Consider the following 15,015-nt stretch of genomic DNA (forward strand, 5'->3'; position numbering starts at 1 on the left):
GGAAAACTTGTAAAACATTATTTCCAAATTTACATAAACCGGACGGCTTAAACCATTATTTCGGGCCAATTTGGGCCATTTCTTAATAAAAAAGAGGTTGCCTGTGATGGTAACCTCCTGATTCATAATAGTGTGTAGCGCGGCACTTTGAGCATCGCTCATTGAAAAGTGCATGTATATGCCCAACAGGGAAAGTTTACGTTAATCGGTAAATTATTTTTTGATGAATGGTCCCGCAATTGCGAGCACTGCTTCTTTGGTCAACGGCTCATCGAAGGCCTCGGTAATGGCGGCGTCGCTCTTGGATGCAAGCCCTTTGAGATTTACACCTCCCTGCGTCATATTATCTTCACCGGCGTAGATGGCTGCTACGGCACCTTCCTTGCCTGTGATCCAGCCTTTCATCGCGGTATTACCCAGCAATGTCGCAGCAAGCCGTCTAGCCACTGCCGCGTGGCGAGCTTCTATCGAATGTACCTGCAACGCGTATTCGAGTATCTGCGGATCGGCTATCAATACGCCGGCCTGGCCCTTGTATGCGCGTACACCCGTATCTTCGAGCGCGCTGGAAACAGTTACGAATGTTTTGTAATTGGTAAATACATCGCTGAATGCGCCACCATACTGGAAATCGAAGGTAGGTTTCGCAATGGCTTTGCTTCCCAATGCTTTCACCAGGAACGCTACGTGTTGCGTTTCGTGCTTACCGATTTGCGTGAAAATGGCTTTATCAGATGCCGGAATGAGGTTCGCAGCTGCGTTACCCGCTTTGTAGAACTCGTCTTCGAGGTATTCGAGCGTCAGTGCGTAATTGAGCACATCCACAGCAGCGGCCGACTGCGCAAAAGCCTTGTTGACGATTGCTGCAAATGCGGTAGGGATCGCCGCTGAGGCCAGCTTGCTTCCTGCTTTGTGCATAAAGTGGCGGCGTGAGGCGTATTCCAGTCTCCCGACGGCGTCGCCGTCAATTTGCTGAAATTGATCTATGATTTTGAAAATATCCATTGTGTCTGATCCTGTTAGTGTGAATGATTACTTGCCTACGCTGGTACCGGTGAGGGTGTCCTTTACGTAACCCTTAACAGCCGCAAGAATGTCGGCCGGCGCGATGGCCCTGTCCATTCCGTTGGCGTCGATGATGTCATCACCGGCAAAATCAGCGGATTTCGGATTAATCAGGTCACGGATAACGGCTGCGTGACGAGCTTCCACGGAAACGATCTTTCCAGCAAGCAAAAGGTAATTCGGATCTTTAATCAATTTTCCGGCACCGTTGTATGCGGCGACGCCGGTGTCTTCGAATAATTTGGCCGCGCCAAGGACTGCCTCCCTTTTAGTGAAGTCGATGGCAGAGAAGTTAGGAGTAAGCCCTTTGATTGCTTTGTCGCCCAACGCGGCTTTAAAGAATTCGCGGTGAACGATCTCATGGTCGCGGATGTCGGTGAGGATGGCTTTCTCAGCGTCGGTAATACCGTTGTAAGGTGTCTGCATCACTTGTGTGTAAAACGCAGCTTCGAGTTGTTCCAGAGCGTATGCATAGTTGAGTACACCCATGTCACCTGATCCCAGGTCAACAGTGTCGCCTGTGCCGGGAATCATCGGATCTTCATCATCGTCATTACATCCCGCGGCGATCACTATCGTTCCCAATGATGTGGCCAGTCCGGCCGAGCGCAAAAAGAGACGCCTGTTGACAATCGTGGTGATTTCCTTTCCCTCCCTGCCGTGGCTGTTCTTCGTCTTTGTGTGTTTGTTCATAGCAATAAAAGGTTATTGAGCTACTCTCCGTGTGTCGAAAGAGTTTTGACAGACCTACGCGGGCTGGATTGCTTTAGATCAGGTATTGGAAAAAAGGAGACAGGGGAAGAAGGAGTAAAGAGAAAATGGGCAGGGCTTTAAAACGCAAAAAGAGTCCCGGATGGGGACTCTCGATGCTTTCAGACTAACCGATGGTATTCTTAAATAACGTTGAGTAAATAATGCCTGAGATATAATTCAATATATGAATGTATAGCGTTAAGTCTCTGGTGGTGTGTAGTAGTTGTGCTACTTTTTACAGATAAACAATTTCTACGCAAATATAATGGAATATGTTCCTAACTAAACAATATTGGTTAAAAAAATTTGAATTTTTTTTAGTTTAGGTAATAACATACGGGTATATGGACAAAGTGGTTACTAAATTTCACATAACTGATGCGAAATTCCACAACCTGAGGTGCTGCTCCCGTCCCGCCCGGTTACACAGTTGTGAATTAAAATTGGTTAATATCTGATTATCAACTTTTTTTGTAGCATATTTTCATTGGCACGAATATCTCTTTCAGTTTATATTAAAAATTAAATGCCCGATCCATCATGCGAATAACCCCGATAGTACTCGCCCTCTTCCTAGCAGCAGTTACCCCGGATGTTGACGCATCCACGCAATCTCCGGCAGACGTGGCCGTTATTGCCGAACATAGCAAGGTTGCAGTGCGGCCGGAGGATCTTCCGGAAGCTGTAAAAAGTACCTTGTCCGGCTCCTATGCAGAATGGAAGGTAAGCAGTGCTTACCTGGTCACACGGGACGACAATTCACAGTATTACGAAGTAAATATCAAACGAGCAGAAGAAACATCTACACTTAATCTGGACAAGTACGGGAAGAAGGTCGACTAGTAAAAGGCCGTTCCCGGCGTCTGACAGGCTCATAATGAAAAGCCGGAGACTTCTCCGGCTTTTTGGTGTTTGTTTTTTGTACTTTTACATAATACCCACTCGTTTAATAGTATTTATTTTTCTTAGAAATAGTATCACCCATGGCTCATCTGCTCCTCGTTGAAGACGATTCTACATTTTCAAAGTTGCTCACCAATTTTCTCGGCAAGCATGGTCATCAGGTAAAAGTTTGTACAAACATAAAAGAGGCGAGGGAAGCGCTCGGGAAGAACAATCCCGATGGCCCGTTTGAAGTGCTGATGCTCGATTACCGTCTGCCGGATGGTAACTCCGTAGATTTTCTCAAAACGCTCAGAAGCGAGGGCAACCGCACCCCGGCATTTATCATGACCAGTTTTCATGATGTGAGGACCGCGGTTACCGCCATGCAAATCGGGGCTTTCGACTACATTACAAAACCGGTTAATCCGGAAGAATTGCTTATGGTACTCCGGGAAGCGCTGAATAAGGGAGAGGTGACGAGCGTGAAGACTGCGCCGAAAGCGAAAAGTAATTCGAAAGCGGAGAAACAATCGCTCGACTATATCGAAGGCAAAAGCAAGGTTGCCAAACAACTTTTCGAATATGTGCGCCTGGTGGCACCAACCGATATGTCGGTAATTATCCAGGGCGAGAGCGGTACCGGTAAGGAGCACGTGGCGAAGTCGATTCACCGCCTCAGCAAGCGCGCCGATGGCCCATTTGTAGCGATCGACTGCGGTTCGTTATCGAAAGACCTGGCGGCCAGTGAGCTTTTCGGGCATAAAAAAGGCGCATTCACCGGTGCATTGCAGGACAAGATAGGCCAGTTCGAAGCAGCGGATGGCGGCACGCTATTTCTGGATGAGATCGGTAACCTGAGTTACGACGTGCAGATCAAATTGCTCCGGGCATTGCAGGAGCGGATTATCGTTCCGATTGGCAGTACCCAGCAGGTAAAAGTGGATGTGCGCCTCATTGCAGCGACAAACGAAGACCTTATTTCCAGCGCAGCTGCCGGGGATTTCCGTGAAGACCTTTACCACCGGTTGAATGAATTCAAAATAGAAGTGCCTGCATTGCGTAAGCGTGGCGAGGACCTGCCGATTTTTGTACAGCATTTTGTAGATAAGGCCAATGACGAGCTCGAACGCAATGTGAGAGAACTTTCAAAAGAGGTCATGGATGTTTTCCAGAAATACGACTGGCCGGGTAACCTGCGCGAGCTGAATAATGTGATCAAGCGCCTGGTGCTTTTGTCCAAAGAAGAGGTGGCGACGCTCAGTGCGTTACCGTCGGAAATGATCACGGCTATGGAAGACCAGCAGAAACCTGCACCGGGTTCCGACCTGAAGGCATTACAGGAAACGCACGAGAAGGAAATGATCGAAAAGGTGTTGCAGGAAGTGCGCTATAACAAAAGTAAAGCGGCCAAGTTACTGAACATCGACCGCAAGACTTTGTATTACAAGATCGAAAAATATCATATCGAGTAGGAAAGTGCTTTTTCCTCCACTTGCTCAATTACTGACGCAGCGTCGTTGACGACCTGCGTCATTTCTTTTTCCGACACTTCTGCTGCGTTTTCGCGCAAGGCGATTTCCAGATTCCTGAATCTCGCCGACAAATCACGGGCACCGATCTGCCCGGTGCGGCCGGCCATACGGTGCATCAGTTCTTGAGCATGATCAGGCTCGTTGGCGGCAATATGCTGCCGGAGCGAGTCGATGTCGGCGCGGGAATCTTTTACAAACTGGTCGAGGATTTCGCGCAACAGGCTTTCGTCGCCGAAAGTCATTTCGGTAAGCATGGAGAAGTCAAAATCCAGGTTATGAGCGGTGTGATCATCATTCTGCTTGATTTCGGCTGGTACTGTGGCCAGAACGTCTGTTTCCGGTGCCGAGGACGATTCCAGCAGTTCCAGCAGGTCCCTTGAATGGAATGGCTTCATCAGGTAACCATCGAAGCCCATGCTGATTAGCTTTTTCCGTTCCTCGGGCAAAGCCTGTGCCGTGAGGACAAAGAACTTGACATCCTCCGGCGCCGATTTGCGCAGGCGCTTCACGAGCTCCGCCCCGTTCATGCCCGACATACGCATGTCCGTGAGCACGAACTTCACCTGATCATTCCACGGCCGGCTCAGTACCTCCTCAGCCGAGGAAAATGCTGCATGCTGAATGCCATTCATTTCGAGTACCGAAGAACACCATTTGAGAATAAAGGCGTCGTCATCCACCAGCCAGACTTTGCCATTGATCCGATAGCTTCGTTCCGGCGTTTCTTCTGCCAATTCCAGTGTGTCTGCCTTTTTCATACTGGTGGTGACAAAAAAAGTCGTGCCTTCTCCCGGTTTACTGGTGACATGGATGCTGCCCGACATCCCTTCTACCAATGCCTTCACAATGCTGAGACCGAGCCCCGTTCCGCCATATCGGCGCTGGATGGAAGGGTCGGCCTGCTCGAACTGGTTAAAAATGCGTTCGGTCTGCTCTTTCGACAAGCCGATACCCGTATCCGAGATCTGGAATTCGATTTTGGCGAGATTACCGCTTTCGTGACCCGCCACTTTGAGGACAACCTCGCCGTTCTCGGTGAATTTTATAGCATTAGTCAGCAAATTGTACAGAACCTGCCGCAATCGGAAAGGATCTCCATGCAGGTACAAATTTGGTTTCAGGGCATTTTCGAGCCGCAATACCAAACCCTTGGATATCGCATTCGGCCTGAGCACCTGTATTACCTCGTTCAGGAGGGGGTTGATGGAAAACACCCTGTCCTCGAATGTAAACCGGTCAGAAATAATGCGGCTGTAATCGAGCACCTCGTTAACAAGGTACAGCAAATGTTCTGAGGCCGAATGCAATGTTTCCAGGTCTTGTTTCCGTGGTTTCTCCTCGTTTTTCAATGCTTCGGCATAGCCGATGATCGATTGCAGGGGGGTGCGGATTTCATGGCTCATATTAGCCAGGAACCGCTGTTTGGCCATGCTGTGGTATTCGGCTTCTTCTTTGGCTTCTTCGAGTTGCTGACGGTAGTCGTTGCTTTTGGTAATGTCGGTAAAAATGAAATAGGCCATTACCGCCGTCAGGAAAAGAAAGCCCAGCATAATCCATTCGAGGCGGTCGACACTTCCTTCCACCATACCTTTTGCCAGGGCATTCTTGGTATTGGAATCCTTCATTACATCCCGCTGAACGTCCTGCATCACACCCAGCAGTTGTTTGACCAGTGAGTTACCCGCTGTTGCGAGCTCCTGCTCGCGGTCTACAAACGTTACTGCCCGTTTTTTCTGCGATTTCTCGATGGCATGGACAGCCTCACCTACTTTTTCGATCGTGCTATCTTTTTTAGCGACGCGAATCGTGTCGACCTGGACATTTACCTCCTGTTTCTGCACCAGCTTCGTTGGCCCTTTTGCCGACACCTGGTTCTTTTTATTTCCGCGGAATACCCTGCTCAGGAAACCTTTTTTAGTACTGGCTTTCTGGCTGGTATCGGGTACTTCGGTGTAAACAGTGGTGGTAGTGGTCCGTTTTTCAGTCTTGACTACCGTACTGTCGGGTTTGACTGTCTTGGTCGTAATCAGCCCGGAAATTGATTTTACCTCGTCTTCCAGCGCTTTATTACTTACGAGTTTGGAGCGGACTTTTACGTAGTCACCATATATTTTCTCTCGTTCTTTAAGGATCTTCTTCATTGAATCGATCCGGATGATCTGCATTTCGTCTTCCAGGCTCATGTTGCTGAGGGTGTCGAGTGTAGCAATCAACTCTACCGATTGGGCAAGTACCTCGTCATTGAGCTCTTCTCCTTTCAGTTTCCGTTCGTTCTGAAGGTGATCGAGTGTGAGAATATCCTGGAATATCTTATTCACCAGCCGCATCTTGTCATCCGGGGTGGAGAGCGTATCCAGCGTGGTGAGCATATTATCGAATGCCAGTTTGCTGGTTACCCAGGATGCAGCCAGGGCGAGGGAGGCAATGAAAAAGCCCAAAACGACTTTTCCTTTTACCGATTTCAAGAAAGACGGGCCACGCAGAGTAAACATAGTTTTGGACACATTCAATAACAACTAACGCATTTTCAACCGTAAAACGTGCGATTTGTACTGCATTAGTCTGGTTCGTTATGTGAAGATAATGCATTAAAATGGTTTCTGAATGCGCTGATCTTCAACTAAAAAGGCTGCTTCCGATCTGAAAGCAGCCTTTTGGACTATAATTCCGGCGGGGCCGGGTGTATTACAATTATTTCGCAAGTGAATTGATCCAAGCCGCGATTTTAGCAGCGTCTGCCTTGGAAACCTGAGGCATTGGCGCCATCGGCGTGGCGTAATCAGGCCAGTTTTCAGGCTTCGGCGCGTAAATCAGTTCTACGATCTTCTCGTTGCTGTATTTGCGTTTTGCAACGTCGGCGTAAGAAGGTCCTACTACCTTTTTATCAGGGGCGTGGCATGCAAGGCAAGTGTTTTTGGCGAGCAATGGCTTCACTTCTTCCCAGGTTGGGGCTTTTGCTGCTCCGGCTTTTGCGGGAGTAGCTTTGCCTTTGCCGTCCGGAGAAACGTGTTCTTTCGCCGGTTCAGCCGAAACAGATGCCTGTGCTTTACCCGAGCGGGTAGTTTTCAGGTCTGATACTTTCAATCTTTCGCCGTCGGGGATGTTGTTCAGCGTGTAATACGCATCCGGGTGTACGAGCGACCAGCTGTTTGAAGCCGAGCGAACGCCGTCCAGCGAAATTTTGTGTACATAATATTGACGCATTCCTTCGAGTACGATACGTACTTTCTTGTTGTCGTCGGATACTTTCACACCAGCGATTTTTACATCTTCCAGGTTGATCTGCGGGCTGCCGTAAACAGGGTAGTGCTTGTAGAGGTAGCTGCTCACTTTGTAAGAATCCAGGTCTTCCGCCGATTTACGGTCAACCGGCATCGTGAATTCGATCTCAAAACCGTCCGGCTGCGCTTTCACGGTATACATTTCGAAAGGCATTTTGCCGTTCCAAACCAGGCGCTGCAAGCCCTGGTTGGCATCGCCTGCCGATCCCCAGCCACGGTTGGTTTCGCCCACGAACATCGATCCGTCTTTGTCGAATGCCATACGCAATACACCTGACTGGAATCCGCTGCGGAAACCGATGCTGGCGCCCTGATATTCTCCTTTTACTTTTTCGAGGACGATACGCATGATATTGCTTTGTCCCTGGTCACCCACAAAAACCTGACCGGTAAATGGTCCGAAGTTTCCTTTGGTATCGTCGAGGATCAATTCAGCGGTAGACACACCGTGTACACCGTAAGGCAACCATACAGCGGGAAGCTGCACCATGTCATATTTTTGTTTCAGTTGGTACAAGAACTGTGGTTCTTCTCCCAATGTATTTTCAGGCTTGATCGCACGGCCCTGCTCGTTGCGGTGCTGGCGGTTGTCGCGCTCCGCGAAGAATTGCTTTTCAGTCAGTTTCACAGGTGAGTTAGGCAATCCAGCCCATTTCAAACCTGCCGGGTGGCCCATAAAGCCGCCTTTTTTAACCTGGAAAATACCTCCGGTACCCATCCAGTCGCCTTGGTTATCAGTGTAGAACAGCTCGCCGTTCAGCATACTGATACCCGCAGGAGAGCGCACGCCGGTTGCCCATGGTTCGTATTTGCCGTCGTTGGTAATGTGGAAGATCCAGCCACGGCCTGGTACGCGGCTTTCGCCTCTCCACCACTCTTCGTCACCGAACGCTACGTTACCACTCACGAAGAAGCTGCCGTCCGGAGCCAGTTTAGGACCGAACGAGTATTCGTGGTAGTGACCTGACAATGGCCATGCGTAAACGGTTTCATAAACATCAGCCTTGCCGTCGCCGTTTTTATCAACGAGCTTGGTCAATTCGCCGCGTTGTGCGCAGTACAATGCACCTTCTTTGTAAGCCAGACCCAGGATTTCGTGCAAACCGGTCGCGAACTTCCGGAAGTAAGGTACGCGGCTGGTAGGGTTATCCACGATCCAAACTTCACCACGGCGCGTCGAAATCGCCAGTGAGCCGTTTGGCATGGTCGTCAAACCACCCACTTCGAGGATAATGCCTTCCGGGATCGGTGGGGTAACGATCTTGTAAAAATCTTCTTCTTTCGGGGACTCCTGCGCTTTCAGCGTAGACAGGGAGGCCAAAAGAGCAAATGCTATATGAGCAAGTTTTTTCATTGTCAAATCAGGAATAATAAGGTTAAAATCAGAACAGGATCGAGTACTTCACTTCGCCATTGGTAACAGGTACGATGAGTTCCTGCTGCCCTGCTGCTCCTCTGATTTCTGGTTTCAATTTTTTGTCGGCCAGCTGGATGTAATACGATTTGTCGTCTACAGCGTAAAGTCCTTCCGAGATTTTTTCAATGGAAGCACCATCTGCGAGGCGTGCTACGAGATCTTTTGCAGGGTTATTCACCTTTACAATGCGCTCGAAATACTGGTTGTTTACGACGGAAACGTAATCGGTGATCGATGATCCGAATGCCTGGTACTGGAACGTAGGTACATCCGAGTCGTCCAATACGTAACCTTTTGGACGGTATCCGCTGCCGGTTGTGTCCGCCTCCCATTTAGATTTACCTGATTTGCCCAGGAACATGTCGTCGCCCAGCAACGTCACGCTGCCGCGGGGGCGTGAAGACCCGTCGCCGCGATCGTGCCACATAGGGGTAGCATCGAGGAATTCGCCACGCCAAACTTGCAGGACCGCACCTTTGTCGAGGTCGTAAGTATAATGCAGGCTTGTGGGGCTACCTACCGAAACTGCGTGAACTACGCGGGTTCTTTTCGCTTTTTCGTCCTTGCGGAAATCCATGAAAGAGCGGGTAATGGTAGTGGTTGATGCCTGGATCAGGATCGGGTCGGTAGAACCGCCGCCCATAGCCGAGCTTTTCGAATGCAGCGCGATTTCACGGAAACCGGGTCCGCTTACCCAAAGGCCCAGTACGGGGCGCATCCAACCATCTCTTTTGTTATTGAAAAATTCGAGCTTGTGGTCGCCGGCTGTGAGGTTTACATTGGCTACACGGAATTCGTTGTTCGGTTTCCACTCCGGCTTGATTACATCTTTGCCGTCGATTTTCAGGTAGGCATTACCCGAAGCTTGCAAACGGAAAGTGTATTCGCCTTCGCTGGCTGCATTGAAACGGCCGTTGTAAACGAAAGAGTAGTTGTTGTTCTCTTTCAGAATCTCCCAGTTGAGCGATTCCGATTTGCCGGTTTCAGCAGGCGTAAGTTTTGCAAGGTCTTCTGTTTCCGACAAACCGCCATAATAGGTTTTGTAAGTCAGCTCGGAAAGGGTCGCAGGTTTTTTGTCAAAATTGTTAACGACAATATTGCGGATCGCCAGTGAACCGTGGTCGCCCTGGATGCGGATCGGGCCCATTGGCACGTCCTCAGCTGTGAGTGAACCGCGGGTAGGACCGCTTACTTCCACGTTTTCGTGGATCGTAATGCCATTCAACACCACTGAAAGGAATACCGCATTGGCGATTTTCTTGCCGCTGGCGTCGAAACGGGGAGCCTGGTAAGAGATTTTGATATGCTGCCACAAACCCGGCGCTTTCGCCACGTTGAAACGCGGTGCATATCCTTCGTAGCCTTTTTCGCCTTCGGGCTTGGAGTCGTTCCAGCGCTCGTAAATACCACCGCAGTCGTTGTATTTAGCGCCTTTTTTACCCCAGCTATCGAAAAGCTGTACTTCATAGTTACCTTGGAGGTAGATTCCCGAGTTGGAACCTTTGCTCATCATGAAATCCAGTTCAATGTCGAGATCGCCGTGTTTGAAGTTGGAAATCAGTTCATAGTCGCTGCCGTACTTGCCTTTTTCGTGGAGGCAAGCGAGCACACCTTTACCCGGGCTGGTAACCAGCGCGTTTTCCTTGGTGAGGTCGGCCGATGCATTGCCGACGATCTTCCAGTCACTGGATTTGGTCGTGAAAGCACTGAGGTCGTTGAGAGGAATGGGCTGCTGGGCGCAGGCGGTGTGCATGGCGAATGCCGCTACCCCAGAGGCGATTAATTGAAAAAGTGAACGGTTGGTTTTAGACATACTTGCAGTAAGCTTAGTCGGTTTTAGATTAGCAATCCAGGCTACGAATGCCTTTAGCCCTGCAAATTACGTGATAAGAATCGGGAAAATTACATTTCTATAGATGAGAATCCTTTTTGTTGTTGCTTTTTCCTTAATGTTGTGTTTTGATACTATTTCAAAGACTTTTTAGACTAAAACTGTTACCTTTCAAATGAAAAAATTGATGCTTACCGCGTTCAGCATGGCTGCTGCCTTTGCCGCACACGCGCAATTGCAGCCTGCGAAGCAAACTCCTGAGTCCAGCGAATTGTGGAATCCCGTTCCCCGTGTGGTAACGCCCGGTAAAGGTTCTTCGGCGGTTTCAGGCTTCACAGCCCCGTCCGATGCGATCGTCCTGTTCGATGGTAAGAACCTCGATCAGTGGGTTTCAGGAAAAGACGGTAAATCAGCTGCCCCATGGACAGTAGCCGACGGCGCAATGACCGTTGCTCCTAAATCAGGCGACATTCAAACCAAACAGACATTCGGCGATTACCAGCTGCACATCGAGTGGAGAACCCCCGCGAAAGTGGACGGAAATGGACAAGGCCGTGGTAACAGCGGTATTTTCATGCAAGGAGTCTACGAATTGCAGGTCCTCGACAGCTATAACAACCCGACCTATTCCAACGGTCAGGCGGGTTCGATCTACAAGCAAACCATGCCATTGGTAAATGCAGCAGTAGGCCCGGGCGAGTGGCAGACCTACGATGTGATCTACACTCAGCCGCATTTCAACAAAGACGGCCATATGACGCATCCGCCATACATTACCGTGATCCACAATGGTGTATTGGTGCAAAACCACACCATGATCCAGGGAACGACCCCTTACATCGGCCAGCCGACGATCGAGCCGCACGGAAAGGGCCCTATCAAATTGCAGGACCACAACAACACGACCAGCTTCCGTAATATCTGGATCCGCGAGTTGTAAAATTGTGAAACATATGATACCGAAACGGGCTGCTTCATTTGAGGCAGCCCGTTTCCATTCATAATCCGCTGGCTTATTTGATCGCCACGTTGGCCGAAATTCCCCGGCATTAATTTTAAGCCTTAAATGATTGGTAACATCAGTTAAGGCTTTTCTGTTTTCATTTATATTCGTTTTCAATGTCACTCCAAAATCGTTGCTATGCAGGAATTAGAGCCTTATTATAATTGGGAGAAGCATTATGTGGCCAGCCACGATGAGCGTTCGCCCTTTTTTGGCCGCACTTATAACCTGGATTATTACGAAAATGCGATCTACGGCTACTATATCCACCCGTTGTGGGATGATATCGGGTCGGAGACGCTATATGTTAAGATCCTGTTTGCAGATTACAATAAGCGCTTTGTGATCATCGAAATGTTCGGGGAATGGAACGATGCGCTGCATAACGACATCATGTTTTTTAAAAGGCAGGTTATTGATCCGCTTGTGAACCAGGGTATCAACCAGTTTATATTGATGGGCGAAAATGTGCTGGATTTCCACGGAGGCAATGACGACGACTATTATGCAGAATGGTTCGACGACGTGGAGGACGGCTGGATTGCCGCCATCAATTTCCGCGAGCATGTGGAAGAGCAATGGAAGAAGTACCGGCTCGATTATTATATCAATTTCGGTGGTACTTTACATCTCAATAACTGGCGTACCTTGCTGCCGGAGCCGTTTTATGAGTTGGTTAAAAATTTGATGGTTAGAAGGTTAACCTAGCATAAAGCTGCGTGCATTGCTTGCAACCTTGATAACTCCTTTGTAGCTTACGCATTCATCGTATCAACTGTTCTTACTTTAAAACCTCATTTCCCATGGCCGAGAATACCGAACCTACACCAGAAGATGCAAAAAAATCACTGGAAGATAAAGTTGAAGAACTCAAAACCACTGCCGCCGATGCCAAAGATGCAATTGTGGAAGACGTGCAGGAAGTGAAAAATGAGGCGACAGCGGCCGTGGAAACGAAGGCGGAGGAAGCCGCGGATGGCATTAAGACCGAAGTTTACGAAACGATCGACGACCTGAAAGCGCAGGCGGAAACCAAAGCAGCGGCTGCCGGGGAGGCAGTGGAAGAAGTGAAAGAGGAGGCTGCGGCTAAGGCAGAGGCTGTAAAAGAGGAGGTTGTGGAAAAAGCGGAGGAAGTGCAATCCGGCTTTGCAGCGAAACTCGCCAGCCTGACGGAAGCAGCAGCAGAGAAATTTGAAGATCTGAAAGAGGCTGCAACAGATAAGTTTGAAGACATTAAGGAGGTGGCCGCGGAGAAGTTCGAGGATATTAAGGTGGCCGCAGCAGACAAGTATGAGGACATTAAGGAAGACGCCACCGAGGCGTTTGCAGATGCGAAGGAGGCCGCTTCCGAGAAACTGGCCGAAGCGCAGACCAAGGCTGCCGAACTGAAAGCGAAAGCGACGGAGGAAATAGCGGGGTTAAAGGAGGAGGCCTCGGAAAGGGTCGTCGAGACGAAAACAAAAGCGAAGGGATTCTGGGCGCGGCTCTTCGGCAAATAAGCTCCTGAAAAAATAATTGGACCCGGCCCTTTTCGATAGGCCGGGTTTTTTATGCAATGCATTTGTTTTACCAAAATCGCTTCCGATGTCACAACAAACTTTTGCTCTTCCTTACCGTCACCCGTTTGCGACGGATAATCAATACAAAAAATCGGTTGCCTATTTTTCGATGGAATTCGCTGTCGATCAGGCTTTAAAAATTTACTCAGGGGGCCTGGGCTTCCTCGCGGGCTCGCATATGCGTAGCGTATATGCGCTCAAACAGAACCTGATCGGCATTGGAATGCTGTGGAAATATGGCTACTATGACCAGGGCCGCAAGAAAGACGGCAGTATGGAGCCGGAGTTTACAGAGAAAATGTACTCGTATCTGGTGGATACCCAAATCCGTTTTCAGATACCCATGATGGGGAAAAATGTTTGGGTTGCGGCCTATTACCTCGACCCGGAAACATTCGGCTCGGCGCCATTATTCCTGCTTACGACCGACACCGACGGCAACGACGAGTCGACGAGGGCCATCAGCTATTCGTTGTACGATTCTGATGTCACCTATAAAGTAGCGCAATGCATGGTGCTGGGTATCGGGGGCGCTCGGCTGCTCGAAGCCCTGCAATACGAGCCGGAAGTATATCATTTGAACGAAGCACACGCGGTTTCAGCTCTTTTTCATTTGTACAAAAAGTATAAAAAAGCCGCTGAGGTCCAGAAACGGGTCGTTTTTACGACGCATACGCCGGAAGAGGCGGGGAATGAGAAACACGATATTCATTTTCTGGATCAGCTGGGTTTTTTCTCCGGTGTCGACCTCGAAACGGTTCGGAAGATCAGCGGCATAGGGGATGGCGTGTTCAACCACTCATTGGCCGCATTGCGCCTGAGCCACAAAGCGAACGGCGTTTCGAAATTGCATGGGGAAGTATCGCGGAAAATGTGGAAATCACATCCCAAAATCGCGCCGATCGGCCACATTACTAATGCGCAGAACAATACTTACTGGGTCGACCCGGTATTGGAAAAGGCAAGGCTCGGAAAGGATATCGATGCGATCGTTGCGCGTAAGAAGGAATTGAAAAGGACATTGTTCAAGACGGTGGCCGACCAGAGCGGGAAATTGTTCGACCCTGATGTGCTTACGATCGTGTGGGCGCGGCGGTTTGCAGCCTACAAACGGCCGGATATGCTGGTCTGGAATCTGGAAAGGTTCAAAAAGATCATGGAGAATACGAAGCAGCCGGTGCAGGTGATATGGGCGGGGAAACCTTATCCAAAAGATGAAGGAGCGATTGCGACTTTTAACCATCTCTTCTATTTAAGCCATTTGTTCCCCAATATGGCCGTTCTGACCGGCTATGAGCTGGCATTGTCCAAGTTGCTCAAAGACGGCGCCGATGTCTGGCTCAACACGCCCGTCGTGACGCGGGAGGCCTCCGGTACCAGCGGTATGACGGCAGCAATGAACGCCGCGTTGAACCTATCCACTTTTGATGGCTGGATCTGTGAATTTGCGAAGGACGGGCATAATGCGTTTCTGTTGCCGGTAGCCCAGGGAGAGGACATTAATAAGCAGGATTGCGATAACCTGATGGACACTTTGGAACAGAAGGTAATTCCTGCGTACTATAATGCGCCGAAAAAGTGGCAAAAGATGATTTTGAACAGCATGAATGAGGTTTCCCAACCGTTCAATTCCGACCGGATGGCGAGGGAGTACTATGAGTTGCTGTATAATTAAAATAGACCCCGCAA

At 49.4% G+C, this 15,015-nt stretch carries 11 protein-coding genes; 6 read left to right on the plus strand and 5 right to left on the minus strand.

Annotation, left to right across the window (positions count from 1 at the left end; genetic code table 11):
• Positions 1–213: 213 nt before the first annotated feature.
• Together J7619_RS28200 and J7619_RS28205 are read right to left on the minus strand one after the other, a co-directional pair.
• On the minus strand, positions 214–1,005 hold the full coding sequence (locus J7619_RS28200; RefSeq protein ID WP_291207160.1) for a ferritin-like domain-containing protein: 792 nt from the start codon (positions 1,003–1,005) through the stop codon (positions 214–216).
• 27 nt (positions 1,006–1,032) lie between these two features.
• Entirely contained in the window at positions 1,033–1,758 is a 726-nt protein-coding gene (locus J7619_RS28205) for a ferritin-like domain-containing protein (protein WP_291207163.1), read from the minus strand.
• Positions 1,759–2,358: 600 nt separating this feature from the next.
• On the opposite strand from J7619_RS28205, the gene J7619_RS28210 reads away from it, so the two are divergent.
• Together J7619_RS28210 and J7619_RS28215 are read left to right on the plus strand one after the other, a co-directional pair.
• Positions 2,359–2,661 (plus strand): hypothetical protein, encoded by a 303-nt coding sequence (locus tag J7619_RS28210; protein WP_291207166.1) that lies wholly within the window; start codon positions 2,359–2,361, stop codon positions 2,659–2,661.
• A gap of 140 nt (positions 2,662–2,801) precedes the next feature.
• Positions 2,802–4,175, plus strand: a complete 1,374-nt coding sequence (locus tag J7619_RS28215) for a sigma-54 dependent transcriptional regulator (RefSeq protein WP_291207169.1) — start codon at positions 2,802–2,804, stop codon at positions 4,173–4,175.
• Here the strand turns inward: J7619_RS28215 and J7619_RS28220 are convergent.
• From J7619_RS28220 to J7619_RS28230, 3 genes are all read right to left on the minus strand, one after another.
• Positions 4,163–6,727: a hybrid sensor histidine kinase/response regulator gene (locus tag J7619_RS28220; RefSeq protein WP_291207172.1), complete on the minus strand. Its 2,565-nt coding sequence runs from the start codon at positions 6,725–6,727 to the stop codon at positions 4,163–4,165. The genes J7619_RS28215 and J7619_RS28220 overlap by 13 nt on opposite strands.
• A gap of 199 nt (positions 6,728–6,926) precedes the next feature.
• Positions 6,927–8,870, minus strand: a complete 1,944-nt coding sequence (locus J7619_RS28225) for a c-type cytochrome (protein WP_291207174.1) — start codon at positions 8,868–8,870, stop codon at positions 6,927–6,929.
• Positions 8,871–8,898: 28 nt separating this feature from the next.
• Positions 8,899–10,746 (minus strand): family 16 glycoside hydrolase, encoded by a 1,848-nt coding sequence (locus tag J7619_RS28230; RefSeq protein ID WP_291207177.1) that lies wholly within the window; start codon positions 10,744–10,746, stop codon positions 8,899–8,901.
• A gap of 193 nt (positions 10,747–10,939) precedes the next feature.
• On the opposite strand from J7619_RS28230, the gene J7619_RS28235 reads away from it, so the two are divergent.
• The 4 genes from J7619_RS28235 (at position 10,940) to glgP (ending at position 15,001) form a co-directional block, all read left to right on the plus strand.
• On the plus strand, positions 10,940–11,704 hold the full coding sequence (locus tag J7619_RS28235; RefSeq protein ID WP_291207180.1) for a DUF1080 domain-containing protein: 765 nt from the start codon (positions 10,940–10,942) through the stop codon (positions 11,702–11,704).
• A gap of 201 nt (positions 11,705–11,905) precedes the next feature.
• Positions 11,906–12,475 carry a hypothetical protein gene (locus tag J7619_RS28240; RefSeq protein WP_291207183.1) on the plus strand — a complete coding sequence of 190 codons (570 nt, stop codon included), beginning with the start codon at positions 11,906–11,908 and terminating at the stop codon, positions 12,473–12,475.
• Positions 12,476–12,570: 95 nt separating this feature from the next.
• Positions 12,571–13,266 carry a hypothetical protein gene (locus J7619_RS28245; RefSeq protein WP_291207185.1) on the plus strand — a complete coding sequence of 232 codons (696 nt, stop codon included), beginning with the start codon at positions 12,571–12,573 and terminating at the stop codon, positions 13,264–13,266.
• 85 nt (positions 13,267–13,351) lie between these two features.
• Positions 13,352–15,001 carry an alpha-glucan family phosphorylase gene (gene glgP / locus J7619_RS28250; protein ID WP_291207187.1) on the plus strand — a complete coding sequence of 550 codons (1,650 nt, stop codon included), beginning with the start codon at positions 13,352–13,354 and terminating at the stop codon, positions 14,999–15,001.
• Positions 15,002–15,015: the final 14 nt, after the last annotated feature.

Origin of the sequence: Dyadobacter sp., from assembly GCF_017744695.1 — a bacterium.
Classification (GTDB): Bacteria; Bacteroidota; Bacteroidia; order Cytophagales; family Spirosomataceae; genus Dyadobacter.